Here is a 25,928-nt window from a genome sequence, read left to right as displayed (position 1 = left end):
GGGAGTGCCTTTCAGTTGCGGATGTCGTGGCGCAGGGGATGGGTGGCGGGCACCTCGACGAAGATCAGAAGTATGCCGTCCGGATCGGTGACGTGCATTTCGTGCAGACCCCAGGGTTCTTCCCGGGCGGTCCTGGCGATGTGCACCCCGCGGCCCGCCAGTTCTGCTTGTGCGGCACGGACATCGCGGACCTGTAGCCACAGCGCCATACCCCGTCGCTCCGCTCGCCCCACCTGTGTCCCAGCGGCCGACGGCTCGCCGTGGCCGGCCAGCTCGATCAGCGACTGGCCGGCGTAGAACACCGTGCCCGCCCCGTACTCGCGGGCGACGGCCAGGCCGATCAGATCCCGGTAGAACGCGACGGATTTCGGATAGTCCGCCGGCCTGATGAGCATCCGGCTGGCCAGGATTTCCATCTTCCGTGTCTATCACGGATTTTCGGCGGCCAGCCGGTAGCCGCGCACCGCGATCGGACCGAACACCGCGACGAGCCCGACGACCCAGGCCGCCGACTGCAGTACCGGCCACAGGATCGGGCCACCGGCCGCCAGTCCCCGCATGGCCTCGATGGCCGGTGACATCGGCTGGGCCTGCACGATCGGCTGCACCCAGCCGGGGAAGACCTCGACGGGCACCATGCCGGAATTGAAGAACAACAACAGGAAGCACACCGTGGACAGCCCGGTGATGATGTTCTTGCCGCCGGCCTGTACCGCCACCGCCACGACGACGGTCGAGAACCCGACCACCATCAGCACCGGGACCAGGATGAATCCGATCACGCCCGGCCAGCCCGCCACGAACCGCAGTCCCATCGCCACACCCACGACGGTGATGACCACCGCGCCGATCAAGGCGCGGGCGCTCTCGGCGAGCAGCCGGCCGGCCAGTGCGCTGGCCCGATGGACGGGCAGGGCCCACAGCCGGCTGAGCAGGCCGGCCTCGCGTTCGTCGGGGATGGCCGCACCGGTCCCCATGGCGCCGAACAATGCCCCGGCCACCGCGCACATCGGCACCAGGCCGTACAGGCTGCTGGAGCCGGTCAGGTGCAACACCGACCTGCCGACCACCAGGGAGTACACGATGAGCAGGAAGGTGGGGAAGAGCAGGGATTGGATCAATACGACCGGGGCGCGCCGCCAGCCCAGCAGCAGCCGCCGGGCGTGCAGCCGAGATTGCCGAATCATGCCGGTGCCCTTCGTTGCATCCGGAGGGCGATCGTGCCGAACACCACCAACAGCCCCAGACACCAGGCCATGCTGGCGCCGACGCGCACGGAGTGGCCCATCGCCAGGCCGCGCAGCGTCTCGGCGATGACCGATACCGGCTGATTTCGCACGAAGGGGCCCAGCCAGGACGGAAACGATTGGGCCGGAGCGATTCCCGTGGACAGCATGACCAGCAGCAGTTGCGGGATCAGCAGGGTCTGCCCGGCGGCCTCGGTGCTGTTGGCCACCGAACCCATCGCGTCCGCGCCGAGGGACAGGGCCAGCGACAACAGCAGTGCGATACCCACAAAGGCGAGCAGGTCGGCGACGGTGCCGTGGAACCGGAACCCGAATCCGTAACCCACCGCCAGCGCCGCGGCCAACGCCGCTGCCGCGCGCACCAGCGCGGACAGCATCCGGGCGGTGACGGGTGCCAGCGCGGTGATCGGCAGGGATCGCATCCGGATTCCCATGCCGCTCAGGTGATCCCGGGCGGCGCGGTCGGCGGTCGTCATCGCGGTGAAGATCATCGCCTGCACCACGATGACCGCGACGATGTACTGCGGGTAGGTCATATCGCCGGTGTCGATCACCTTGCGCAGGGTGAGGGTGAAGCACACGAAGAACGCGACGGGCCCGCCGATCGCGAAGAGCAGGTCACCGTCACGCAGGGTGCCCCGTACCGAGCGGCGGGACAGGGCGCTCAGTGCGGTCATGCCGGCGCCCCGGTCAGTTCGAAGAACACCTCATCCAGTGACGGTTTGCGCAGGGCGATATCGGAGATCGCGATATCGAGGGTCTCGACACGGCGGAACACCTCCGACAGGGTGGACAGACCGTGCGGCGCCGGCAGCGACAGTGTCCCGGTGTCGGGATCTGCGGTGAGATCGGCTGGAGCGCCCGCGATATCGGCCAGGGCGGCCGCGATCCGGGGGCCGTCGACGGGATGCACCGGGGTGACCTGACAGACGGTGGCGCCCACCCGGTGCTTGAGTTCGTCGGCGGTGCCCTCGGCGATCACCCGGCCGTGGTCGATGACGACGATCGAATCCGACAGGGCATCGGCCTCGTCCAGGTACTGGGTGGTCAGCAGCACGCTGGTGCCCTGACCTGTCAGTGCGCCGACCAGATCCCACACCTCGCGCCGGCTGCGCGGGTCCAGGCCGGTGGTCGGTTCGTCGAGGAACACCACGGCGGGCGCGGCGACCAGGCCGCATGCGATATCGGCACGCCTGCGCATCCCGCCGGAATAGGTGGACACCCGTCGGCCCGCGGCGTCGGTGAGGCTGAACGCGGCCAGCAACTCCTCTGCGCGGGCATGGGCCCTGGCGCGGGACAGGCCGTTGAGTTCGCCGAACAGGATGAGGTTCTCCCGGCCGGTCAGCATCTCGTCGATCGCGGCGTACTGGCCCGTCAGGCCGATGTTCTTGCGCACCGCCGCGGCCTGTTTCACGACGTCGAATCCGGCCACCGTCGCCCGGCCCGAGGTGGGCCGGATCAACGTGGACAGCACGTTGATGGTGGTGGTCTTGCCGGCTCCGTTGGGTCCGAGCACGCCCAGCACGGTGCCCGCCGGCATGCCGAACGTCACGCCGCGCAGGGCCTGCTTGTCCCCGAACTGCTTGGTGACGTCTTCCAGCTGGATCGCATACTCGGACACGCGGTCGAGTATGGCATGGCTAACCTAAGATTCCGTCAGTCTGGTCGCCGGCGGGAGCGGTCGCTGGCCTGGATCCCGATGGCGAACGCGGCGAGATCGCCGAGGCTCATCGGGTCACGTCCGGTCAGCTCGTGGATGCGTCCCAGCCGGTGCCGCACGGTGTTGGTGTGCAGGAACAACTCGCGTGCGGTGTCGATGACGGATCCGTTGGTCGCCAGGAAGGTCCGCAGTGTCCGCACGTGCTGGGTGCCGCGCTCGCGGTCGATCTCCTCGAGCGGATCGATGAGCTGATTCTTGAACGGCGCCAAGCGATTCGCCGGGAGCCCCTCGAGCAGGCTGCCGAATGTGCTGAGCTGGTCGGGCCCGACGCTGCCACCGTGCTGGCGGGCCATGTCCAGGGCGATCCGCGCCTGGGTGATGGCCGCGGCCAGCTCGACCAGCGCGGAAGCCGCCGAGTGCCCGGACGGCAGGGACAGCTCGGCCGCCAGGCGCCGGAACTCGGTGTCGCCGGCGGTCAGCACCAGGCACACGTCGGGGGCGTCGCCCACCAGCGCAGCGGGGAAGGCCATCGACAGCACCGCACCGGCCCCCGCGGGCCACGCCGAACAGGCCAATTCGGGTGCCGACAGACCGGGCCAGTCGAGCAACTGGCCCAACGCGTCCGGCAGCAGCATCCGGCGCTCCACCAGGGAGAGCAGCTGACCGACACGTTCCCGGGACAGGGCGGCCTCGATATCGCGATCACTCTGCGCGGCCTGGGCGAACCGGGCGATGACCTCCAGCAGGGCCGGCTCCGGCGGGCCGTCGCGCCCCACCCACACGAGGGCTCCCACCCCCTCCACGTCGATGGCGCCGCCGGAACCCTCCGGCTCCAGCACGAAGTAGCCGCCCAGCACCTGCCCGGCCCGGTCCAGCAGCTGACGCACCGTCTCGCCCCGACGCTGCGATGAAAGCAGTTCCGGCACAAGGCTGTTGGTGGCCCGGGCGGCGGCGATCTCACCACCCATCCGGAAGTCGGCGACGAACCGGCTGAGCGCGGCGAACGGCACCTCGGGTGGGGCGATGAGCAGCGCGAGCCCGTCGTGCCGGCACGCCGCGATCAATGCCTCGGGGACGTCGTCGTGCACATCGCCGGTGCCGAAGCACACCGCCGAGGCGTCGGCCCTGCGCAGCGAGGCGACGAAATCCCGGCACTCCTGCGGATTCTGCAGGCTGATACCCACCGTGCAGACCAGCTCCCCGCCGCGCAGGTAAGGGGAGGGGTCGCGCAGCTCGGTGGTGTGCGCCCAGCTGATCGGCCGGTCCAGGTCGCCGGTGGCCGGCTCCGGTCCCGTCAGCCCCAGGCCGGCGGCCAGCAGGTCACGCGAGGTCGGGTCCGGCACCCGCCGAGCGTAACGCCGCCGTCACACGGATACCCGGGCAACGTTGTGCGATCGACCAATGCGGTGGCGCGTCCGTCGTGCGGTTGCAGCGTCTTCGCCTGCAACGCTGGTGCACATGCGGGCGCCGGTTGATAGTTCGTCCAACACGTCCTGAGGAGCAGCACCATGTCAGCACCTGATACCGACGGGTCGCACGTCCTGCGGCGCGAATTCTCGCTGTGGTCGGCGTTCGCGTTCGCCTTCGCGTTCATCTCACCGATCGTGGCGCTCTACGGCATCTTCGGCCTGGCGCTGGCCGCCGCCGGGCCGAGCTTCTGGTGGGGTTTCGCGCTGGTGTTCGGCGGACAGTTACTGGTCGCGCTGGTGTTCGCGATGCTGGTGTCGCGCTGGCCCCTGGAAGGGTCCATCTACCAGTGGTCGCGGCGGCTGCTGGGCACCACCTACGGCTGGCTCGCGGGGTGGGTCTACATGTGGACGTTGGTGATCGCGATGGCCACCGTCGCCCTGGGCGCGGCCGGGTTCGTGGCCAACATCGCCGGTGTCGACGCACCGTCGGGTGGGTTGCGGGCCGTGATCGCCTTGGTGATCCTGGTCGGTGGGACCGCCATCAACCTGATCGGGCGGGGCGCGCTCAAGGTGTTCATGACCGCCAGCATCGTGGCCGAGGTGATCGGTTCGATCGGCCTGGGCACGTGGCTGCTGCTGTTCCACCGGCAGAATTCGATCTCGGTGCTGTTCGAGGGTGGCGGCGCGGACACCAGCACCTGGACCTATCTCAGCGGCCCGTTCCTGATCGCGGTGGCGTTCATCGGGTTCTCCTTCGTGGGGTTCGAGAGCGCGGGCGCGATCGCCGAGGAGGTGCACGAACCGCGCCGCTATCTGCCCAAGGCCGTGCTGTTCTCGCTGACGTTCATCGCGCTGGTGGTGGCCTACTCCAGCCTGGCGATCATCCTGGCCATTCCCGACCTCGACGCGGTGCTCGCCGGTTCGGTGGCCGACCCGGTGTACGAAACCCTCACCACCGCACTGGGTCGCGGCATCGCCAAGCCGGTCGAGGTGCTCTTCGTCATCGGCTTCATTGCGAGCTTCCTGGCCCTGCAGACGTCGGCGTCGCGGGTGATCTGGGCCTACGCCCGCGACGGTGCGCTGCCCGGTGCCACCGCGCTGGCCCGGCTGAGCGGCACCGCGCGGATCCCGGTGCTGGCCATCCTGGTGACCACCGTCGTGGGCGGCGCGCTGTTCCTGCTCAGCATCGTGGCCGGAGACATCTATTCGCTGATGGTCAACTTCACCACCGGCGGTTTCTACCTGGCATTCCTGTTCCCGCTGATCGGGTTCGTGGTGGTGCTGGCCCGGCGGAAGTGGACCGATGGCGCGTTCTCCCTGGGGCGGGCCACCACCCCGGTGGCCGTGGTCGCCGCGGTCTGGGCGGTGCTGCAGATGCTCAACATCTCCTGGCCGCGTGCGGTGTATGACGAGCGGTATCTGGACTGGTCGGTGTGGATCGGGGTGGCGGTCGTGCTGATCGTCGGGTGCGTGGTCCTGTTCGGCGTGCGCCGCCGCATCGTCGGCGCCGAGGTGATCGACGAACTCGAGACCGCGGATGCCTGACGCGCCCGTCGCCGTGGTGACCGGCGGTGCTAGCGGGATCGGCGCCGCCGTCGTCTCCGCGCTGCGGCACCGCGGATATCTGGTCGGCACCCTGGATCTCAGTGACCGCGCCGATGCCGATCACGTGGTGGCCGTGGATGTCTGCGACGGGCCCGCGGTCACCGGTGCGATCGCCGAGATCGGCCGCCGACTCGGCCCGATCACCGCGCTGGTGACATCGGCCGGCTACTACGAGATGGCGCCGGTGGCCGAGATCGACGCACAAGCGTGGCGGCGCATGCTGCGGGTACACCTCGGCGGCTTGTTCCACGCGACGCGGGCGTGCCTACCCGGGATGCTGCAACGGAACTCGGGAGCCGTGGTGGCGGTGGCCAGTGAACTCGCCGTCGGCGGCGGCGAGCACGATGCGCATTACGCGGCGGCCAAGGGGGCGATCCTCGGACTGGTCCGCAGCCTGGCGGCCGAAGTGGCCGGCGGTGGCGTGCGGGTGAACGCCGTCGCCCCCGGCCCCACCGACACCCCACTGCTGGCCGCGGATTCACCCTGGCGCGCACCGGAATACCTGGCCACCCTGCCGCTGCGCCGGCTCACCGCACCGGCCGAGGTGGCGCGCTGCGTCGAATACCTGGTGTGCGATGCCACCTTCAGCACCGGCGATGTGGTGAACGTGAACTCGGGGGCGGTCATATGAACTCGCTGACAGGTCGTGTCGTCCTGGTCACCGGGGCCGCGCAGGGCATGGGTGCCGCCCATGCGCGACGGCTCGCTGCCGCGGGAGCAACCGTGGCGGTCAACGATATTCGCCCCAGCGACGCCCTGGCCGCACTGGCCACCGAGATCGGCGGACTCGCGGTACCCGGCGATGTGTCCGACCCGCAGGTGTGCGCGCAGCTCGCCGACGCGGTCGCGGCGGCCGCCGGGCGCCTCGACGTCCTGGTCGCCAACCACGCCTACATGACCATGGCGCCCCTGCTTGAGCACGACGAACGCGACTGGTGGCGGGTCGTCGACACCAATCTCGGCGGCACGTTCCATCTGGTGCGGGCCGTGCTGCCGCATATGCGCCGGCTGGGGGAGGGCCGCATCGTGGTGATCACCAGTGAGTGGGGCGTGACCGGCTGGCCCGACGCCACCGCTTACGCGGCATCGAAAGCCGGGCTCATCTCGCTGGTCAAGACGCTGGGCCGGGAGCTCGCCCCGGAGCGGATCATCGTGAACGCGGTGGCACCCGGGGTGATCGACACCCCGCAGCTGCAGGTCGACGCCGACGCGGCCGGAGTCGGTCTGGCCGCGGTTGCGGCCCGGTACGCGGAGTCGATCCCGTTGGGCCGCATCGGAACTGCGGACGAGATCGCCGCCGCGGTCCTGCTGCTGAGTGACTTCGGAATGGAAGCGGTTGTCGGACAGGTGATCTCCTGCAATGGGGGATCCACAAGGAGCAGGGTATGACGCAGCGGTACGTACGGTCACCGGCGGGCAAGGTCGGGCAGGTCGATGCCCAGGTTGTCCCGCGCTACGCGGGGTTGGCGACTTTCGCGCGCCTACCCCAGCGCCACGAGGTGACCGACCACGACATCGCGGTGGTGGGCGTGCCGTTCGACAGCGGCGTCACCTACCGGCCGGGCGCCCGATTCGGGCCCGCCGCGATCCGGCAGGCGTCCCGGCTGCTCAAGCCCTACCACCCCGCACTCGACATCAGCCCGTTCGCGCAGGCTCAGGTGGTCGACGCCGGCGACATCTCGGCCAACCCGTTCGACATCACCGAAGCGGTGGATCAGATCCGCGACGGTGTGGCCGAACTGCTGGGGCGCCCGGAGCAGCGCGTCGTCCTGCTCGGCGGCGATCACACCATCGCGCTGCCTGCGCTGCAGGCGGTCAACCAGGTGCACGGGCCGGTGGCGCTGGTGCATTTCGACGCCCACCTGGACACCTGGGACACCTATTTCGGGGCGCCGTGCACGCACGGCACACCGTTCCGCCGTGCCGCCGAGCAGGGTCTGCTGGTCAAAGACCACTCGGCACACGTGGGTATCCGCGGGTCGTTGTACGACCGGGCCGATCTGCTCGACGACGAATCGCTGGGGTTCACCATCGTGCACTGCCGCGATATCGACAGGATCGGGATCGACGGTGTCATCGAGCGCATCAGGACCCGGGTCGGCGAGCACCCGGTCTACGTGTCGATCGATATCGACGTGCTCGACCCGGCGTTCGCCCCCGGCACCGGGACCCCGGAGATCGGCGGCATGACCAGCCGCGAACTGGTCGCCGTGCTGCGCGCCATGCGCGGGATGCGGATCGTCGGCGCCGATGTCGTCGAGGTCGCCCCCGCCTACGACAACGGTGAGGTGACCGCCGTCGCGGCGGCCAATCTCGCCTATGAACTGGTTAGCCTGATGGCCGATGACTTCTAGCCCCTTCCCGAGCGACGGGACATTCCGCTGGCCCGCCGGTAAGTCCGCGGCGGCGGCGTTCACGTTCGATGTGGACGCCGAGTCGGCGGTGCTGTGGGGGAACGAGGCCGTCGCGGCGCGGATGAGCGTGATCTCCCATCAGGCGTACGGGCCGCTCGTCGGGATCCCGCGCATCCTCGATCTGCTGGACCGCCACCAGATCCCGGCGACCTTCTTCGTGCCGGGTCACACCGCGCACCGGTATCCCGACGCCGTGCGCAGCATCGTCGCCGCCGGACACGAGATCGCCCATCATGGCTATCTGCACGAGCAGCCCACGGCGCTGACGCTGGAGCAGGAGAACGAGGCGCTCGACCGCGGGCTGCAAGCGCTGGCCGAGGTGGCCGGTGTCCGCCCGGTCGGCTACCGCGCACCGATGTGGGATCTGTCCTGGCACACGCCGGGACTGCTGGCCGAGCGCGGGTTCCTCTATGACTCCAGCCTGATGGACGCCGATCATCCGTATGAGCTGGCGGTGGGCGACGGCTCGCTGGTGGAGATCCCCATCCAGTGGGCGCTCGACGACTGGGAGCAGTACTGCTACCTGCCCGACATCTCGGGCAGCGGGCTGATCGAGAGCCCGCGTAAGGCGCGAGAACTGTGGCAGCTGGAGTTCGACGCGCTGCGTGACGCCGGCGCGTGCTGGGTGCTCACCAACCACCCGTTCCTGTCGGGGCGGGCATCGCGTGCGGTGGAACTCGGCGACCTGATGCGCTACGTCGTCGAACACGACCAGGTGTGGACGACGAACCTGGGCGCCATCGCCGAGCACGTCCGGTCGCTGGGACTGGAGCCGCGCAGCATCACGAGGCCGTAGTCGAGTCCCCGGTCGCCGCGACTCAGATCCCGCGCTTCATGATCGCGTCCAGCAGGCTGGGGGCGATGCTGTCGAGCGCCTTGGCCGACACCGCCATCCGGGGAGCGATGCGCACCGGTCGGGTCCGTGCCGCCGTCAGCATCCAGTCCGCGGCCTCCTCGGCCGACAGGCCCGGCATGCCCCGGAAAGCCTCGGTGGGTTCGATCATCGGTGTCTTCACCAGCGGGTAGAACAGCGTCGTGGAATGCACACCCTTGCCCGACCACTCGGTCTCGGCGACCCGGCTGATCGCGGTCAGCGCGGCCTTCGACGCCTGATACGCCCCGAACAGCGGTGACGACTCGTTCATCACACCCCACGTCGAGACGTTGATGACGTGCCCGTCGCCGCGGTCGATCATCCCCGGCACCAGGGCCCGCATCAGCCGCAGCGGCGAGTAGTAGTTCAGCGCCATGGTGCGCTCCAGGTCATGCCAGCGCTCCAGCGATTCGATCAGTGGGCGCCGGATGGAGCGCCCGGCGTTGTTGATCAGGATGTCGATGCCGCCGTGGCTTTCGAGCACCTGCGCGGTGAGGGCGTCGACGGCATCCAGATCGGACAGGTCGGCCGGGATCGCCTCGGCGATACCGCCGCCGTCGCGGATGCTCTCGGTGAGGGTCTGCAGCAGGTCGGCCCGGCGGGCCACCACGATGAGGCTCGCGCCGCACGCGGCGAGCTTGCGCGCGGAGGCCTCGCCGATACCGGAGGAGGCGCCGGTGATCAGGATGCGCTTACCGCGCAACTCGACCTCGGGCCCGCGGCTGAGGTATTCCGTCAGCGGCGGGCGCATGCTGGTGAGCAGCACGGCTTCGGACAGTCGGCGCAACGGGTTCAAGCTCACCCAGCGAGTCTAGGAAGGCCGCCGCGATGAGTTCGCGCCGCCCGCGTGGTCACCATGACATGGCGATCACCGCAACCCTGGACACCCGCTTCAGCGAGGCCACCACACCCGTCGACTGGGGTTCGGTGGCGGACCTGCTGACCGGCGCCGAGCTGTACTGGCTCAGCACCGTGCGCGCCGACGGCCGCCCGCACGTCACCCCGCTGGTCGGGCTGTGGACGGGGCAGGCGTTCGTGTTCTGCACCGGACCGACCGAGCAGAAGGCACACAACCTCGCCCACGGCGCGGCCGTCGCCGTCACGACGGGGACCAACACCTGGAACGCCGGACTCGACGCGGTGGTCGAGGGCACCGCGCAGCGGGTGCGAGGCCGCGACCGGTTGACCGCGCTGGCGGCGGCCTATCGCGCCAAGTACGGCGAGGACTGGACCTTCGACTGCGATGACGAGACGTTCAGCCCGGGCGAGAACGCCGCGTACGTGTTCGAGGTGGCGCCGGCTAAGGTGCTGGCCTTCGCGAAGGCGCCGCACGGGCAGACGTCGTTTCGGTTCTGACGTCAGGTTCTAGAAGTAGCGCGGAAACCCGCTCCAGTCCGGGTCGCGCTTCTCCAGGAAGGCGTCGCGGCCCTCTACGGCCTCATCGGTCATATACGCCAAACGTGTTGCCTCACCGGCGAACACCTGCTGTCCCACCAGGCCGTCGTCGATCAGGTTGAAACCGAACTTCAGCATCCGGATGGCCTGGGGCGATTTGCCGTTGATCTCGGCGGCCCACTGCAGACCGGTGGTCTCCAGATCGGCGTGATCGACGACGTCGTTCACCGCACCCATCTGGTACATGGTCTGCGCGTCGTAGGTGCGGCCCAGGAAGAAGATCTCGCGGGCGAACTTCTGGCCGGTCTGGCGGGCCAGGTAGGCACTGCCGAACCCGCCGTCGAAGCTGCCGACGTCGGCATCGGTCTGCTTGAACCGGGCGTGCTCGCGGCTGGCCAAGGTCAGGTCGCAGGTCACGTGCAGGCTGTGTCCGCCACCGGCGGCCCATCCGTTGACCAGGCAGATGACCACCTTCGGCATGAACCGGATGAGCCGCTGCACCTCCAGGATGTGCAACCGCCCGGCCCGCGCCGGATCCACCGTCTCGGCAGTCTCGCCCTCGGCGTACTGGTAGCCGCTGCGCCCGCGGATGCGCTGATCGCCGCCGGAGCAGAACGCCCAGCCGCCGTCCTTGGCCGACGGGCCGTTGCCGGTCAGCAGGATCACCCCGACGTCGGGCGACATCCGGGCATGGTCGAGTACCCGGTACAGCTCATCAACGGTGTGCGGCCGGAACGCGTTGCGCACCTCGGGCCGGTCGAAAGCCACCCGCACCGTCGGCTGCGCGACACCGTCGAGGACATGCCGGTGGTAGGTGATGTCGGTCAGCTCGAAACCGGGTACGGGCTGCCAGAGCGCCGGGTCAAAGGTCATGCCCCGACTGTATTCAGGATGTTTGGCCGGGTGGGTAGTCGGGTATCAGTGAGCCGCCACAGTGCGTCCCACGCACCGAGACACAGGAGGGTGACGATGAAGTTCACTACCGGTTTGCTGACGGCTTTCGCAGCAGCAGGGCTGCTCATGGGGTGCTCGGCCCCGTCGATCACGGGTGGTGACACATCGTGCAAGGACTTCCTCAACGCGGACGAGAAGACCCAGACCGACGCGGTCGCCAAGATGCTCAAGGACGAAAAGGGCCAGGACGCAGCGCAATTGGAGATCACCGGCACCCGTCTCTCGGTGCAGACGTTCTGTCAGACCGCCGGTAAGCAGGACAGCAAGATCAAAGAGGCCCCGCACCTCTAGGGGCTAGACGGGGTCGAACCGGAACACCGGTATCCGGCCCGCCAGCGCCTCGAACTCGTCCGGGTTCGGGCCGGTCACCAGGCCGGCATTGCGGATGAAGCTCACCCCGGTGGGCACCAGCACGGGAAACTGCCGGAGCAGCGGCCCGGCTTCCTCGGCGGCCATCTCGACCATCCGCACCCGCGTGGTGGTGCGTCCCTGGCTCAGGGTGGCCGCGCCGGCGGCGCGGACATTGGCGACCCAGTCCGCGCCGGGCAGGCCGCCGACGACATAGCGGTGCCCGTCCACCGTCATGGGGGTGACCGGTGTCGACCGCAGCTTGCCGGATTTGCGGCCGGGCACGGTGAGCACCAACGGGCCCTTGTCGCCGCCGACGCCGAGCTTCGACAGCCCGATCATGACCTTGTTGACGTACTTGAGCCACCAGGGCGGTCGGATACGTTCCTGCGCCATGTGTTCAGCCTAGAGGTCGAACCCGTGCTCGCGGAGTGCGTGCAACAGGCCGTCCGGGCGTTGCGCGGTGGGCAGCGGGTCGACTAGTGCGAAAGCGCATCCCAGGGCGCGCGCTCCGCCGTCGGCCTCCTCGCTGTCACCGATCATCAGCGTCTCGGCCGCATCGACACCCAGGCGTGCCAGGGCGATGCGGAAGATCGCGGCATCCGGTTTGATGGCGCCGACCTCGAAGCTCAGCACGTATTCGTCGGCCGCGGTGCCGACGGCCGCGAACGCGGGCCGGAGATCGAAGGCGATATTCGACACCACCGCCGTCGCGACGCCGGCGGCGCGCAGGCCGTTCAGCGCCGCTGCGGTGTCCGGGTAGGGCGTCCAGGACGCCGGGTCGACCAGCTTGGGGTACAGGCTCCTCGCGTGTTGGTCGGTGAGGCCGGATTCGCGCAGCACATGCAGGTAGGCCTCGCGGTGCAGGTGCGGTTCCAGGTCCCGGTTCGCCCAGTTGTGGTGCTGTTCTTCGTCCATCGGCACGGAGTTGCCGGTGGGTGCGGTCACCCGGCGCATCAGTTCGGCCTGCACATGGCCCTCGACCGCTTGCTCGTCCACGGTGATGCCGGCGAACCAGCTGTCGTCCTCCTCGAGTCGGAACAGCGTGCCGGAGTAGTCGAAGAGGACCGCGCGTAGGTGAGTCACCGTTCCATCTTGGCTCAGAAGTGATCGGGCATGCTCGGCGCCACCGGCCAGCCGAACGCGGTCGCTGTCGCGGGTACCGCACCCGAGGTCAGTTCACCGGCCAGGCCCGCGGTGGTCAGCGCCTGCAGGCTCACCCCACCCAGGTAGATGGCCCCGAGATCGCGCGCGGTGATCGCGATATCGGATGGGGCGTCGGTGTTTTCGCACTCGGCGCCGTCGCGGCCGGCCCGCAGCCGAAACCGTCCGGTGTTCCACGGGCAGAACTCGTCGTTGACCTGCAGCACCACGTCGACATCGCCGGCGTACCGCCGCAGTGTCAGGGCGCGCGGCACATCGACCAGTCGGGTGAAGATGGCGTCGTTCACCTGGCATTGCAGCGCCCGCTGGTCGGCGACCAGATAACGCAGCCGTTCGTCCACCGCGGCACCGTCGTACTGCACGGTCCTGATCAGGTCGATATCGAGCAGGTAGCGCCAAATATGTGCGTAGGCACGAGGATTGGTGGCGCGTACCTCCTGGACGTGCAGTTCGCCGTTGGGCCCGGCCGGCGCCCAATCCGACTTGGGCCGGTAGATCGCGTAGGCGCTGGCGGATCCGTCGGGCTCGTGATGCAGGGCGAACCGGATACTGCCGGTACCTTTGCGCCGTTCCGCACTGTCGTGCAGCCAGTAGTCCCACCAGGGGCCGGGGCGGTCCATCCGGCCGGGCAGGTTCGCCAGCGCCCGGTCGTAGATCGCCGGGGCGGCCCCCAGCAGGGTCTCGCGGTCGGTCTCGGACACCGTCCCCGCGCCCAGATCGACGTCGGCGCGGAACCCGAGGTCGCGGACCCTGCCGGAGAGCACCGCATTGGAGCTGGCCAGCCCGTATCCGAACCGGCCGTAGATCAGCGTCTCGGAGGCGAACAGCATGGCCAGGGCTTCGGTGCCGCGGGAGCGGACGTCGTCGAGCTGGTGGCGCATCATCGCCGTGAGCAGACCCTTGCGCCGATGGCTGGGCGACACCGTCACTCCGGTGACGGCGGCGACCGGCACCAGCGCACCGCCGGGCAGGCTCACCTTCTTGCTGAAGGCGCCCGCGGTGGCGGCCCAGCGGGTTCCGTCGTGGAAACCGAACATGCGGTCCAGCTCGGTGAACTTGCGGCCCAGCTCGATCTCGTCGGGCTGGGGATCCTGCAGGAACACCGAATACATGGTGGCCATGAAGCTCTGGAAGTCGTCATCGTCGGTAACAGCGCGCAATCTCAGTTCGGGCACACGTTCATGCGTACCGCACCGCGGTCCGGTCAGTCACGTGAATATCTGGCGGCCTTGCGCAGCAACACGTCGCGTTCCCGGTCATTGCCGACCAGTTCGGCCGCGGCGTGAAACGCAGCCGCCGCCTCGGCGTGGCGGTTCAGCCGGGCCAGCAGTTCGCCGCGCACGCTGGGCAGCAGATAGGAGTCCTGCAGCCCGGTGATGCCGTCGGCGATCCGCAGGCCGGTGGCGGGTCCCTGCGCCATCGCCACCGCGACGGCGCGGTTCAGCTCGATCACCGGCGACGGCGAGATCTGCAGCAGGGCATCGTAGATCGTCACGATGCGGGACCAGTCGGTGTCGGCACTCGTGGGCGCCACCGCGTGGCATTCGGCCAGTGCGGCCTGCAGCCCGTAAGGGCCCCAACCGCGCCCGGCCCGCGCGTCCTCGGCGCGCTGCAGGGCCACGGTGGCACGCCGGATCTGAGCCCGGTCCCAACGGGTGCGGTCCTGGTCTTCCAACAGGATGGCGTTACCGTCGGCGTCGGTGCGCGCGGCGAACCGCGAGGACTGGAACTCCATCAGGGCCAGCAACCCGTGGACTTCGGGTTCAGCGGGCACCAGTGCCGCCAGCACACGGGCCAGTCGGATTGCCTCACTGCACAATTCGTCGCGAATCCAGCGGCTGCCGAACGACGCCGAGTAGCCCTCGTTGTAGATCAGATAGAGGACACCGAGCACCGCGGACAGCCGGGCTCGGAACTCGTCGCGCTCGGGCACCTCGAACGCGCACCCCGCCAGGGCTTTCTTGGCGCGGGTGATCCGGGCCGCCGCAGTTGCTTTCGGGATCAGGAACGCCCGCGCGATCTCGTCGGTGGTCAGCCCGGCCACCACGCGCAGCGTCAGCGCGATCTGGGCTTCGCGGGACAACACCGGATGCGCGGCGGTGAAGATGAGCCGCAACACGTCATCGTCGATGCGATCGGGATCCCACGCCTGGTCGGCGTGGTCGTCCAGCTCGCGGGCCAGCGCCGCGTACTTGGCGTCCAGGTTCTCCTGGCGGCGCCATTGGTCGACGGCCTTGCGCTTGGCGACGGTGGTCAACCAGGCGCCCGCGTTGCGGGGCACCCCGGATTGCGGCCACTGGGTCAGCGCGTCGACCAGGGCATCGGATGCCAGGTCCTCGGCCATGCCGAGATCACCCACCCAGCGGGTCAGCGTCGCGATGATCTTCGCGGCCTCCATCCGCCACACCGCATCCACGGTCTGGCGTATGTCCTCCGGCACGTTGCCATTGTGCGCGCGGGAGGGCTCAGCCCACGGATCGGGCCGCACCGGCCCAGAACTGGGCGCGCACCGCCTTCTTGTCCGGCTTGCCCAGCGCGGTCACCGGCACCGCGTCGACGACGATGACCTGCTTGGGAGACTGCACCGACCCTTTACGGTCCTTGACCGCGGACTGGATCTCCACCGTCATCGCCGACACCGCGGCTTCGTCGGACGGGGCGCCCGGACGCAGCACGACCACCGCCGTCACCGCCTCGCCCCACTTCTCGTCGGGCGTTCCGATGACGCAGACCTGGGCGATCGCCGGGTGTTCGGCGATGACGTCCTCCACCTCGCGGGGGAACACGTTGAACCCGCCGGTGACGATCATGTCCTTGGTGCGGTCGACGATGAAGTAGAAGCCGTCCTCGTCCTCGCGGGCCAGGTCGCCGGTGTGCATCCAGCCGTCCTTGAAGGTGTCGGCGGTGGCCTCCGGCAGATTCCAGTACCCGCCCGACAGCAACGGACCGGACACGCAGATCTCGCCGACCTCGCCCTGGGGCACCGGGTTGCCGTCGTCGCCGAGCAGGGCCACCCGGGCGAACAGGGTGGGCCTACCGCACGAGGTCAGCCGCTTCTCGTCGTGGTCGTCCTTGGCGAGGTAGGTGATCACCATCGGTGCTTCGGACTGGCCGTAGTACTGCGCGAAGATCGGGCCGAACCGGTCGATGGCCTCCTTGAGCCGCACCGGGTTCATCGCCGAGGCGCCGTAGTAGACGGTTTCCAGCGACGACAGGTCCCGGGTGTGCGAATCCGGGTGATCCATCAGTGCGTAGATCATCGACGGCACCAGCATGGTGGCGGTGATCTTCTGTTCCTCGATCACCCGCAGCACCTCGGCCGGGTCGAACTTGGTCAGCACGACCAGCTCACCGCCCTTGATGATGGTGGGTACGAAGAACGCCGCCCCCGCGTGCGACAGCGGGGTGCACATCAGGAACTTCGGATGCTGGGGCCACTCCCACTCGGCGAGCTGGATCGTCGTCATCGTGGTGATCGATTGCACGGTGCCGATGACGCCTTTGGGCTTGCCGGTCGTGCCTCCGGTGTAGGTGAGCCCACCGACATGATCGGGGGCCAGGTCGGCGGCGACCAGGGGCTGCGGATCGTACGTGGCGGCCTCGGCGGCCAGATCCGTGGCGACCCCGGCCAGTGCTTGCGGGACGGGACCGATCGTCAGCACCTGGCGCAACGAGGGCACCTTCTCCAGCAGGCCGAGCGCCCGCTCGACGAAAGCCGGGGTGGGGTCGATGACCAGCGTGCTGACCCCGGCGTCGGTCAATACGTAGGCGTGATCGTCCAGTGAGCCTAGAGGGTGTAGTGCCGTGCGGCGGTAGCCCTGGGTCTGCCCGGCGCCGATGATCATCAGCACCTCGGGGCGGTTCAGCGAGAGCAGTCCGACGGCCGCGCCGGTGCCGGCGCCGAGCGCCTCGAAGGCCTGAATGTACTGGCTGATCCGTTCGGCGAGCTGACCACCGGTCAGCGTGGTGTCGCCGAGGAACAGCACCGGCTTGTTCTTGTTGCGCTTGAGGGCGCCCACGGTGAGGTGTCCGGAATGGATGGGGTGCCTCAGCAGGTCGCCTGACGAGCGCTCGCGCGAGGAAGCAACAGCTTGGGTCATACAGACAGACTAGAACGTGTTTCAGAAATGAAGCCAGGGGATGCCCCGAAAAGCAGGTAGTCAACTACGCATGCGCGTCCGCGCAGGCCGTCGGAGACTGGTGTGCAACGGAGACGAGGGGTTTGCCGGCGCGGCCATCGGGGGAGGGCCGGCGTGGTCCCCGGCGGTGTGACGCACCGTCGGGGACCGCGTTCACGCGTCGGCGGCCGATCAGCGGCCCGCGGCCTTGCGGGCGTCGGCCGCCAGCTTCTCGGCCATATCGGCCTTCCACTGGATCTCCTTCTGGATCCACTCGTTGTCCTGCGGGAACTCGTCGGTCTCGCTGACCCGGCGCACCTCCAGCTTCACGCCCGGCCCGAGCGGGCACTTGCGCGCCCACTGTTTGGCCTCCTCCACCGACGACACGTCCAGGATCCAGAAGCCGTTGAACAGCTCCTTGGTCTCGGTGTACGGGCCGTCGGTGATCACGGGCGGGTCGGCGTCGAAGTCGACCACGAAGCCCTCCTCGGGTGGGGTCAGCCCCTCACCGGCCAGCATCACACCGGCCTTGATGAGCTCCTCGTTGTAGCGGCCCATCGCGGCGATGATCTCGGTGAAATCGATATTTTCCGCCACGAACTCTTCGGCCGCCGGGGTGGACCGCATGATCAGCATGTAGCGCGACATCGTGTTCTCTCCTGTCGTCTCGGGGCTCCGCTTATCGTGCCCTCGAGATGACGTCGAACGACACCCGGCCAAATCGACACGGCTCGGCAAAAAAGTTTGAAGAATCATCGTCATGCCCGCCGACCTGGTCATCACCGGAAACATCCGCACCATCGACGACTCCCGACCGACCGCACGATCGCTCGCGGTCAGCGACGGCCGCATCGTCGCCATCGGGGCTGATCCGGCCGACACCCAGGAGTGGGTCGGGCCGGACACCGCGGTGGTCGACGTCGGGGACGGCTGCGTGCTGCCCGGGTTCGTCGAGGCACACGGCCATCCGCTGATGGAGGCCGTCGCGCTGTCGGACCGGATGGCCGACATCCGGCCCGTCACGCTGCGCTCGGCCGATGAGGTGGTCGCCGCCGTCCGCGCCGAGGTTGCCAAGCGTGGCGCGGACGGCGCGTACCTGAACGGCTGGGATCCGCTGCTGCAGCGCGGTCTGCCCGAACCCACGTTGTCCTGGTTGAACGAGATGGCGGACACCCCGCTGGTGATCATCCACAACTCGGGCCACAAGGCCTTCTTCAATGCCGCGGCGGCCCGCGCCGCCGGGCTCTCGCGGGAGACCCCGGACCCCAAGGGGGCGCGCTACGGACGCGGGGCCGACGGTGAACTCGACGGTACCGCCGAAGAATCCGCGGCGGTGTTCCCGCTGCTCGGTGGGGCCGTCAAGGTCAGCGACTATCCGGCGATGCTGATGGCCGAATGCGAGCGGCTGAACCGGGCCGGACTCACGACATGTTCGGAGATGGCGTTCGACCCGATGTTGCGGCCGGTGCTCACCGCACTGCACGACCGGTTGACGGTGCGGTTGCGCACCTACGAGATGTCCACGGCCGCGCTGCACACCGACGCGAGCCCCGGTGACGGCGACGACCTGGTGCGTCAGGTGGGCATCAAGATCTGGGTGGACGGCTCACCGTGGATCGGCAACGTCGACCTGACGTTCCCGTACCTGGACACCGAGGACACCCGCATCATCGGTGTCGTCCCGGGCTCGTGCGGACATGCCAACTACACCCGCGAGCAGCTCACCGAGATCGTCGGCACGTTCTATCCCCAGGGCTGGCAGATGTCCTGCCACGTGCATGGCGATCACGGCGTCGACACCATCCTCGATGTGTATGAGCATGCGCTGCAAGCCAATCCACGCGCAGACCACCGGCTGCGGCTGGAGCACGTCGGCGCCATCACGCCGGCTCAGCTGCAGCGCGCGCACGACCTCGGCGTCACCTGCAGCCTGTTCGTCGATCAACTGCACTACTGGGGTGACGTCATCGTCGACGGGCTGTTCGGGCCGGAACACGGGGAGCAGTGGATGCCGTGCGGGTCGGCGGTGGCCACCGGTATGCGGATCTCGCTGCACAACGATCCGCCGGTCACGCCCGAGGAGCCGCTGCGCAATATCAGCGTGGCCGCGACCCGCACCGCACCGAGCGGGCGGGTGCTGGCACCGCAGGAGCGGCTGACGGTGGAACAGGGGCTCAAGGCGCAGACCATCGACGCCGCCTACCAGCTGTTCGCCGATGACATCGTCGGGTCCATCGAGGTCGGTAAGTATGCCGATCTTGTTGTGCTGTCGGCGGATCCGTCCGCGGTGGGGCCCGAGGAGGTGGCGAATCTGACGGTCCGCGCCACCTATCTGGCGGGGCGACAGGTTTATCCCAAACCGGCCTGATGTCCAGGCAGAAGTGGCAGGCTGTGGGCATGTCTGAGGCCACTCCCGTCGCTGCGCTCGGCCCAGTCCTGCCCGAGCCGCGGTTTCTCGATGAACGTGTCGCCCACTGGGCGGCAACCAAACCCGACGAGGAGGCGGTGACCTACCTCAGCCGGAGCTGGACCTGGTCCCAGTGGGATGACCGGATCCGGCGGGCGGCCGGGGCGTTGGCGGCCCGGGGTGTCGGCCACGGTGACGTCGTCGCCTTCCTGGACAAGAACCATCCGGCGTGCGTGGAGGTGACGTTGGCGGCAGCGTCGCTGGGCGCGGCCAACGCCATCATCAATTTCCGGCTGGCCGCCGAGGAATTGGACTATGTGGTCAACGATTCCGGCGCCAAGCTGCTCTTCGTCGGCACCGATCTCAAGCCGGCCGTCGAGGCGATCCGCGACAAGTTGCCCGCCGTCACGCAGATCATCGAGGTCAAACCCGAGGGCGACGACGAGTACGAAGCCATGCTGGCTGCCGCCACCCCGACCGGCCGCTCGCCCGAGGTGAGCCCCGATGACACCTGCATCATCATGTATTCGTCGGGCACCACCGGCCGGCCCAAGGGTGTGGCGCTGTCGCAGGCCAATGTCATCGCCCACACGATCAACGCCTTCGAGGGCTGGACCGCCGAACCCGGGGACAAGAACCTGGTGGCCATGCCGCTGTTCCACGTCGGGGGCACCTCCTACATGCAGTACGGACTGCACCACGGCGTACCCAGCTACATGACCCGCGACGTCGACGGCGCGGCGCTGGCCGGCGGCATCCTGGCCGGCGCCAACCGGACCTTCCTGGTGCCCGCGGTGCTGGCCAAGGTGCTCGACACCGGCCCGGAGGCAGTACAGCTGTTCGGCGCGCTGAAGACCTACGCCTACGGCGCCTCCCCGATGCCGCTGCCGCTGCTGCGTCAGGCGCTGGAGGCCTGGCCGGACACCGAGTTCATCCAGGTGTACGGGCTGACCGAGGTGTGCGGGGTGGTGACCCGGCTGATGCCCGAGGATCACCGCGCGGACAACGAGGAGCGCCTGGTCAGTGCGGGCACCCTGATCTCCGGTACCGAGCTGCGGGTCGTCGATCCCAACACCGGGCAGGACGTGCCCGAGGGCGAGCAGGGTGAATTGTGGTTCCGCACACCGCAGTTGATGAAGGGGTACCTGAACAAACCGGAGGCCACCGCCGAGGCCATCACCCCCGACGGCTGGTTCCGCACCGGCGATATCGGCCGGATCGACGCCGAGGGCTACGTGTTCGTCGAGGACCGACTCAAGGACATGATCATCACCGGCGGCGAGAATGTGTACTCCATCGAGGTGGAACGGATACTCGCCGAGCATCCGGCCGTGGCCGAGGTCGCGGTGTTCGGGGTGCCGGACGAGAAGTGGGGCGAGGCGGTCAAAGCCGTCGTGGCCTTGGAGGGTGACGCGAGCGAGGCCGACCTCATCGCGTGGGCGCGTCAGCACCTGGCGGCGTACAAGTGCCCGAAGACCGTCGACTTCACCGATGCGCTGCCGCGCAACCCTACTGGCAAGATCATGAAGAAGGATCTACGCAAGCCGCATTGGGAGGGTCGCGATCGCGCCACCGTTTGACGTACCGCTGACCGATCTGCTGGAACGGCTGCATGTGGTCGCGCTGCCGATGCGGGTCCGGTTCCGCGGGATCACCGTCCGCGAGGTGGCGCTGATCGACGGGCCCGCCGGCTGGGGTGAATTCGGGGCGTTCCTGGAGTACCCGCCGGCCGAGGCCGCGCTGTGGTTGGCGTCGGGAATCGAAGCGGCGTACGGCGTTTCGCCCGTTCCACGGCGCGACCGGATCCCGATCAACGCGACCGTACCCGCGGTGCCCGCCGCGCAGGTGCCCGAGGTGCTGGCCCGGTTTCCCGGCGCCGCCACCGCGAAGGTGAAGGTCGCCGAACCGGGGCAGACCCTTGCCGACGACATCGCCCGGGTGGCCGCGGTCCGCGCCCTGGTGCCCGTGGTCCGGGTCGACGCCAACGGTGGGTGGACGGTGGATCAGGCGGTGCGGGCGGCCGACAGTCTCGGGCCCCTGGAGTATCTCGAACAGCCTTGTGCCACGGTCGAAGAGCTCGCACAGCTGCGCCGCCTGATCGATGTGCCGGTGGCGGCCGACGAGTCGATCCGCAAGGCGGACGATCCGTTCCGGGTGGTCGCCCTGGCGGCCGCCGATATCGCGGTGGTCAAGGTGGCCCCGCTGGGCGGGGTGAGCCGGCTGCTGGAGATCGCCACCGCGATCGGCATCCCGCTGGTGGTGTCGAGCGCGCTGGACTCCGCGGTCGGCATGTCCCGCGGCCTGCTGGCCGCAGCCTGCCTGCCCGACCTGCCGCACGCCTGCGGGCTGGGCACCGGGGGACTCTTCGTCGAGGACGTGGTGGACGCGGCGCCGCCGGTCGACGGCTACCTTCCGGTCGGGCCGGTGACGCCCGACCCGGCCCGCTTGGCCGGACTGGCCGTGGGGCCGGACCGGCGGCAGTGGTGGATCGAGCGGGTGCGGGAATGCCATGCACTGGTGTGAGTCGCGCAGCCGGCGCGGATCGTCGTCCAGTGACGCCGGGCGATTGCGTATCCGCCTACGCTATGCGGGCCTGACCAGCGGATAGACACTGGCCCCATGCAGGTCGGACTGCTCGACACCATCGTCGCGGGAAAGCCCCGGGTGGACACGTTCACCCGGGCGAACTACCTCGGTGCGGTGGCCGCACGTGCCGACTCGTTCTGGGTTCCCGACCACTTGAACGGACTGTTCCCCCGGTCGCTGTGGAAACCCGAGTACACCGGGCTGGCCAGGGTGAGCCCCTCGGTCGACGCCTTCCTCGAGCCGTGGACGATGCTCGGACACCTCGCGGCCCGCAACAGGATCGGTCGGCTCGGTCTCGGTGTGTGCGTCACCGACACCGGGCGGCGCAACCCCGCGGTGACGGCGCAGGCCGCGGTGACGATGAGTCAGCTGACGCGGGGCCGGTTCATCCTCGGTATCGGCACCGGCGAGCGCGAGGGTAACGAGCCGTACGGGGTGGACTGGTCCAAGCCGGTGGGACGGTTCGAGGAGGCCATGGCGACCATCCGGGCGCTGTGGGACTCCGGCGGTGAGTTGGTGAATCGGGATTCGCCGTATTTCCCTTTGCACAACGCGCTTTTCGATCTGCCGGCTTATCGCGGGAAGTGGCCGCCGGTCTGGATCGCCGCGCACGGCCCGCGGATGCTGCGCATCGCCGGGCGCTACGCCGACGGCTACTTCCCGGCGTTCCCGCACATGCCCGAGGCGTACGCCCAGCGGCTGGACGCGGTGCGGTCGGCGGCGTCGGACGCCGGCCGCGACCCGATGGCGATCACCCCGGCGCTGTGCGTCTCGGTGGTCACCGGCCGCACCAACGGTGAAGTGGAGGCGGCGATGGACTCGGAGGTGATGCGGGCGGCCTGCCTGACCGCATCCGACGAGATGTTCGCCAAGCACGGTCTGCAGCATCCGCTCGGGGTCGGGTTCAGTGGTGCGCAGGATCTGGTGCCCCAGGGATGGGACGAACAGACCGCGCTGTCCTACGCCAAGGGCGTCACTCCGGAACTGATGCGGGAGCTGGGACTGGTCGGGACCCCGGACGAGGTGCTGGACAAGGCCGTGCAGTGGCGCGATGCCGGGGTGCGGCAAATGGTGCTGATCAACGGGTGTGCGCTGCAGCGCAGCGCCGTGCGGGGATTCACGTCTCTGCTGCCGTTCGCCCAGATCGTGCGCAGACTGAAGCGGCTGTAGCGCCGTGTCCTGATCTGTGGGGACCATGTCCTGGACGCCACGGCCTGGGCCCGCCACGATGAGATCGTGATGCGATCGGTGGTGATCCTCGGCTACGGCGGTGTCCAGGGACTCGATGTCGTCGGGCCGTTCGACGTGTTCACCGGCGCGACGATGCACCTGGCCGCGCAGGAGCGCCCCGGCGGATACGACGTGCGCCTGATCTCCATGGACGGCCGGCCGATCGCCACCATGACCGGACTGGAGTTCGTCGCCGCCGCACCACCGGATCCGCAGCAGGCCGTCGACACCGTGGTCATCCCCGGCGGGTTCGGCGTCGAGGAGGCGCGCCGCAACCCCGCGATCGTCGCGTGGATCCGCGCTGCCGCGCCGCGCGCACGGCGGATCGTGACCGTCTGCTCGGGCGCCATCCTGGCGGCCGAGGCCGGGCTGCTCGACGGCTGCACCGCCACCACGCACTGGGCGTTCGCGCCACGGCTGGCCGGCGAATTCCCGTCCATCACCGTCGATCCGGAACCGATCTTCGTGCGTAGCTCCGAGCAGGTGTGGACCGCGGCGGGCGTCACCGCCGGTATCGACCTGGCCCTGCACCTCGTCGAGGAGGACCACGGCACCGAGATCGCGCAGACCGTCGCCCGGTGGCTGGTGCTCTACCTGCGTCGCCCGGGCGGGCAGACGCAGTTCGCCGCCCCGGTGTGGATGCCGCGGGCCCGGCGCGCGCCCATCCGCGATGTGCAGGAGGCCATCGAATCCGAACCCGGAGGCGCGCACAGCATTTCGGCCCTGGCTCAGCGCGCGGCGATGAGCCCGCGACACTTCACCCGATTGTTCACCGAGGAAGTCGGCGAGGCGCCCGGTGCCTACGTCGAACGAATCCGTACCGACGCCGCCCGCCGGCAACTGGAGGAGACCGATGACACCGTCACCGTCATCGCCACCCGTTGCGGGTTCGGCAGCGCCGAAACCCTGCGCCGCAACTTCGTCCGGCGCGTGGGTGTTTCACCCGATCAGTACCGCAAGTCCTTCGCCTAGAGGAGATCGTCATGCAGACCGCCATCGTCCTGTACCCGGGATTCACCGCACTCGATTTCATCGGTCCCTACGAGTCGTTGCGGTGGCTGCCCGACGCGGAGGTGCGCTTCGTCTGGCACCAGCCCGGGCCCGTCGCCGCGGATTCCGGGGTGCTGGTGGTCGGCGCGACCCATTCGTTCGACGAGACTCCGTCACCCGACGTGATCCTCATCCCCGGCGGCTTCAGCACCATGGAGCATGCGCGCGACGAAAAGGTGCTCGACTGGGTGCGCCGCGCCCACCGCACCGCCACCTGGACGACATCGGTGTGTTCGGGCTCGGTCATCCTGGCCGCCTCGGGCGTGCTGGACGGCAAACGCGCCACCTCGCACTGGGCGGCGCTGCCGGTGCTCAAGACGTTCGGGGTGACGCCGGTCGGTGACGAGCGCGTGGTGTGTCAAGGCGATGTGGTGACGGCCGCGGGCGTGTCCGCCGGGATCGACCTCGGGTTGTGGCTGGCCGCGCAGATCGGCGGGGAGGACCGGGCCAAGGCGATCCAGCTGTCGATGGAGTACGACCCGCAGCCGCCGTTCGACTCCGGGCACTTCTCGAAGGCCTCGGCGGCCACCAAGGCCTCGGCGACGGCCCTGATGTCGCGCGAGCTGTTGAAACCCGCCGCGCTCAAGGCCAGCACCCTGCTGCTGTGGGACCAGGCGATCAAGAAGGTCCGCGCCCGCAAGTAGGGTCGGCCGGGTGAACCTGGCTTATGACGACCGCGGTAGCGGCGATCCCGTCCTGTTCATCGCCGGTCGTGGCGGCGCGGGCCGCACCTGGCACCTGCATCAGACGCCCGCGTTCCGGCGAGCGGGCTACCGCGTCATCACCTTCGACAACCGGGGTATCGGCGCCACCGAGAACGCCAGCGGCTTCACCACCGAACAGGTGGTCGCCGATACCGCCAAGCTGATCGAGGACCTGGTCGGTGGCCCGGTGCGCGTCGTGGGCGTGTCGATGGGGTCGTTCATCGCGCAGGAACTGATGCTGGCCCGGCCCGACCTGGTCACGCAGGGCGTGCTGATGGCCACCCGCGGCAGACACGACAAGGCGCGGGACTTCTTCAGCAATGCCGAACGTGAGCTCGCCGCCGCCGGTATCACCCTGCCGCCGGCCTACGACGCCAAGATCCGGTTGCTGGAGAGCTTCTCGCCCAAGACGCTCAACGACGACCGCGCGGTGACGGACTGGGCGGAGATGTTCACCATGTGGCCGACCAAATACACCCCGGGGCTGCGCACCCAACTCGATGTCTCCCCGCAGACCAACCGGCTGCCCGCCTACCGCAGCATCACGGCATCGGTGTTGGTGATCGGGTTCACCGACGACATCGTGATGCCCCCGCACCTGGGCCGTGAGGTGGCCGATGCCATCCCGCGCGGCCGCTACCTGGAGATCGCCGACGCCGGGCACCTCGGCTTCATCGAACAGCCCGACACCGTCAACGACGCCGTCCTGCAGTTCTTCGGCGAAGAGCGCATGCAGTTGCCCATCGAGCCCCGGGCATAGGCT

27 protein-coding genes are annotated in these 25,928 nt (G+C 69.0%); 14 read left to right on the top strand and 13 right to left on the bottom strand.

The features are described 5' to 3' along the window. Positions 1–11: 11 nt before the first annotated feature. From H7J86_RS09950 to H7J86_RS09930, 5 genes are read right to left on the bottom strand one after another with little or no spacing between them, the layout of a single operon-like run. Entirely contained in the window at positions 12–416 is a 405-nt protein-coding gene (locus H7J86_RS09950) for a VOC family protein (protein WP_267290761.1), read from the bottom strand. A 12-nt stretch (positions 417–428) separates the two neighbouring features. After that, entirely contained in the window at positions 429–1,187 is a 759-nt protein-coding gene (locus tag H7J86_RS09945; RefSeq protein WP_267290760.1) for an ABC transporter permease, read from the bottom strand. Next, entirely contained in the window at positions 1,184–1,924 is a 741-nt protein-coding gene (locus H7J86_RS09940; RefSeq protein ID WP_267290759.1) for an ABC transporter permease, read from the bottom strand. Before H7J86_RS09940 ends, H7J86_RS09945 begins: the two co-directional genes overlap by 4 nt. Beyond that, positions 1,921–2,868: an ATP-binding cassette domain-containing protein gene (locus tag H7J86_RS09935; protein WP_267290757.1), complete on the bottom strand. Its 948-nt coding sequence runs from the start codon at positions 2,866–2,868 to the stop codon at positions 1,921–1,923. Before H7J86_RS09935 ends, H7J86_RS09940 begins: the two co-directional genes overlap by 4 nt. A gap of 35 nt (positions 2,869–2,903) precedes the next feature. After that, positions 2,904–4,250 carry a PucR family transcriptional regulator gene (locus H7J86_RS09930; protein ID WP_187098236.1) on the bottom strand — a complete coding sequence of 449 codons (1,347 nt, stop codon included), beginning with the start codon at positions 4,248–4,250 and terminating at the stop codon, positions 2,904–2,906. 165 nt (positions 4,251–4,415) lie between these two features. Here H7J86_RS09930 and H7J86_RS09925 point away from each other — a divergent pair, with 165 nt between their 5' ends. Genes H7J86_RS09925 through H7J86_RS09905 form a run of 5 tightly spaced genes read left to right on the top strand, consistent with a single transcriptional unit; the run spans position 4,416 to position 9,131 of the window. Continuing rightward, positions 4,416–5,861: an APC family permease gene (locus H7J86_RS09925; RefSeq protein ID WP_090360215.1), complete on the top strand. Its 1,446-nt coding sequence runs from the start codon at positions 4,416–4,418 to the stop codon at positions 5,859–5,861. Then, complete coding sequence (locus tag H7J86_RS09920; protein WP_090360212.1) at positions 5,854–6,552, top strand: SDR family NAD(P)-dependent oxidoreductase; 699 nt, start codon at positions 5,854–5,856, stop codon at positions 6,550–6,552. The genes H7J86_RS09925 and H7J86_RS09920 overlap by 8 nt, the downstream gene beginning before the upstream one ends. After that, positions 6,549–7,310 (top strand): SDR family NAD(P)-dependent oxidoreductase, encoded by a 762-nt coding sequence (locus H7J86_RS09915; RefSeq protein ID WP_267290755.1) that lies wholly within the window; start codon positions 6,549–6,551, stop codon positions 7,308–7,310. Before H7J86_RS09920 ends, H7J86_RS09915 begins: the two co-directional genes overlap by 4 nt. Beyond that, on the top strand, positions 7,307–8,275 hold the full coding sequence (speB, locus tag H7J86_RS09910) for an agmatinase (protein WP_187098240.1): 969 nt from the start codon (positions 7,307–7,309) through the stop codon (positions 8,273–8,275). The genes H7J86_RS09915 and speB overlap by 4 nt, the downstream gene beginning before the upstream one ends. After that, positions 8,265–9,131, top strand: coding sequence for a polysaccharide deacetylase family protein (locus H7J86_RS09905; RefSeq protein ID WP_090360206.1), 867 nt, complete (start codon positions 8,265–8,267; stop codon positions 9,129–9,131). Before speB ends, H7J86_RS09905 begins: the two co-directional genes overlap by 11 nt. 22 nt (positions 9,132–9,153) lie before the next feature. Here the strand turns inward: H7J86_RS09905 and H7J86_RS09900 are convergent, their stop codons facing one another. Further along, a complete protein-coding gene (locus H7J86_RS09900) occupies positions 9,154–10,011 on the bottom strand; it encodes an SDR family oxidoreductase (protein ID WP_090360203.1) in 858 nt (285 codons plus the stop codon). A 59-nt stretch (positions 10,012–10,070) separates the two neighbouring features. Between H7J86_RS09900 and H7J86_RS09895 the strand changes: the two genes are divergently transcribed. Continuing rightward, positions 10,071–10,565: a pyridoxamine 5'-phosphate oxidase family protein gene (locus tag H7J86_RS09895; protein ID WP_090360201.1), complete on the top strand. Its 495-nt coding sequence runs from the start codon at positions 10,071–10,073 to the stop codon at positions 10,563–10,565. 9 nt (positions 10,566–10,574) lie between these two features. Here the strand turns inward: H7J86_RS09895 and H7J86_RS09890 are convergent, their stop codons facing one another. After that, on the bottom strand, positions 10,575–11,477 hold the full coding sequence (locus H7J86_RS09890) for a 1,4-dihydroxy-2-naphthoyl-CoA synthase (RefSeq protein ID WP_090360199.1): 903 nt from the start codon (positions 11,475–11,477) through the stop codon (positions 10,575–10,577). Positions 11,478–11,573: 96 nt separating this feature from the next. Here H7J86_RS09890 and H7J86_RS09885 point away from each other — a divergent pair, with 96 nt between their 5' ends. Further along, on the top strand, positions 11,574–11,849 hold the full coding sequence (locus H7J86_RS09885; protein WP_090360198.1) for a hypothetical protein: 276 nt from the start codon (positions 11,574–11,576) through the stop codon (positions 11,847–11,849). A 3-nt stretch (positions 11,850–11,852) separates the two neighbouring features. Here H7J86_RS09885 and H7J86_RS09880 read toward each other — a convergent pair whose 3' ends face one another. From H7J86_RS09880 to H7J86_RS09855, 6 genes are all read right to left on the bottom strand, one after another. Continuing rightward, positions 11,853–12,302 carry a nitroreductase family deazaflavin-dependent oxidoreductase gene (locus H7J86_RS09880; RefSeq protein WP_090360196.1) on the bottom strand — a complete coding sequence of 150 codons (450 nt, stop codon included), beginning with the start codon at positions 12,300–12,302 and terminating at the stop codon, positions 11,853–11,855. 9 nt (positions 12,303–12,311) lie between these two features. Then, on the bottom strand, positions 12,312–12,992 hold the full coding sequence (locus tag H7J86_RS09875) for an HAD family hydrolase (RefSeq protein ID WP_267290753.1): 681 nt from the start codon (positions 12,990–12,992) through the stop codon (positions 12,312–12,314). A gap of 14 nt (positions 12,993–13,006) precedes the next feature. Next, positions 13,007–14,245, bottom strand: coding sequence for a GNAT family N-acetyltransferase (locus tag H7J86_RS09870; protein WP_267290751.1), 1,239 nt, complete (start codon positions 14,243–14,245; stop codon positions 13,007–13,009). A gap of 29 nt (positions 14,246–14,274) precedes the next feature. Beyond that, positions 14,275–15,468: an RNA polymerase sigma factor gene (locus H7J86_RS09865; protein ID WP_276065266.1), complete on the bottom strand. Its 1,194-nt coding sequence runs from the start codon at positions 15,466–15,468 to the stop codon at positions 14,275–14,277. A gap of 67 nt (positions 15,469–15,535) precedes the next feature. Next, a complete protein-coding gene (gene fadD8 / locus H7J86_RS09860) occupies positions 15,536–17,170 on the bottom strand; it encodes a fatty-acid--CoA ligase FadD8 (RefSeq protein ID WP_187098245.1) in 1,635 nt (544 codons plus the stop codon). Positions 17,171–17,380: 210 nt separating this feature from the next. Then, entirely contained in the window at positions 17,381–17,836 is a 456-nt protein-coding gene (locus H7J86_RS09855; RefSeq protein WP_267290747.1) for a YciI family protein, read from the bottom strand. A 112-nt stretch (positions 17,837–17,948) separates the two neighbouring features. Between H7J86_RS09855 and H7J86_RS09850 the strand changes: the two genes are divergently transcribed. From H7J86_RS09850 to H7J86_RS09820, 7 genes are all read left to right on the top strand, one after another. Further along, on the top strand, positions 17,949–19,556 hold the full coding sequence (locus H7J86_RS09850; RefSeq protein WP_267290745.1) for an amidohydrolase: 1,608 nt from the start codon (positions 17,949–17,951) through the stop codon (positions 19,554–19,556). 29 nt (positions 19,557–19,585) lie between these two features. Beyond that, on the top strand, positions 19,586–21,175 hold the full coding sequence (locus H7J86_RS09845; protein WP_267290743.1) for a long-chain-fatty-acid--CoA ligase: 1,590 nt from the start codon (positions 19,586–19,588) through the stop codon (positions 21,173–21,175). After that, complete coding sequence (locus H7J86_RS09840) at positions 21,159–22,118, top strand: o-succinylbenzoate synthase (RefSeq protein WP_267292850.1); 960 nt, start codon at positions 21,159–21,161, stop codon at positions 22,116–22,118. Before H7J86_RS09845 ends, H7J86_RS09840 begins: the two co-directional genes overlap by 17 nt. 96 nt (positions 22,119–22,214) lie before the next feature. After that, positions 22,215–23,351: an LLM class flavin-dependent oxidoreductase gene (locus tag H7J86_RS09835; protein ID WP_267290741.1), complete on the top strand. Its 1,137-nt coding sequence runs from the start codon at positions 22,215–22,217 to the stop codon at positions 23,349–23,351. A 69-nt stretch (positions 23,352–23,420) separates the two neighbouring features. Beyond that, positions 23,421–24,383, top strand: coding sequence for a GlxA family transcriptional regulator (locus tag H7J86_RS09830; protein WP_267292849.1), 963 nt, complete (start codon positions 23,421–23,423; stop codon positions 24,381–24,383). Positions 24,384–24,394: 11 nt separating this feature from the next. Then, complete coding sequence (locus tag H7J86_RS09825; RefSeq protein ID WP_267290739.1) at positions 24,395–25,105, top strand: DJ-1/PfpI family protein; 711 nt, start codon at positions 24,395–24,397, stop codon at positions 25,103–25,105. Between the two features lie 10 nt (positions 25,106–25,115). Continuing rightward, a complete protein-coding gene (locus H7J86_RS09820) occupies positions 25,116–25,925 on the top strand; it encodes an alpha/beta fold hydrolase (RefSeq protein ID WP_267290737.1) in 810 nt (269 codons plus the stop codon). The last annotated feature ends 3 nt before the right edge of the window (positions 25,926–25,928 follow it).

The organism is Mycobacterium hackensackense, assembly GCF_025822555.1.
Lineage (GTDB): Bacteria > Actinomycetota > Actinomycetes > Mycobacteriales > Mycobacteriaceae > Mycobacterium > Mycobacterium fluoranthenivorans.
The sequence above is the reverse complement of the archived record's forward strand: the minus strand, read 5'-3'. Positions and strand labels throughout refer to the sequence as shown.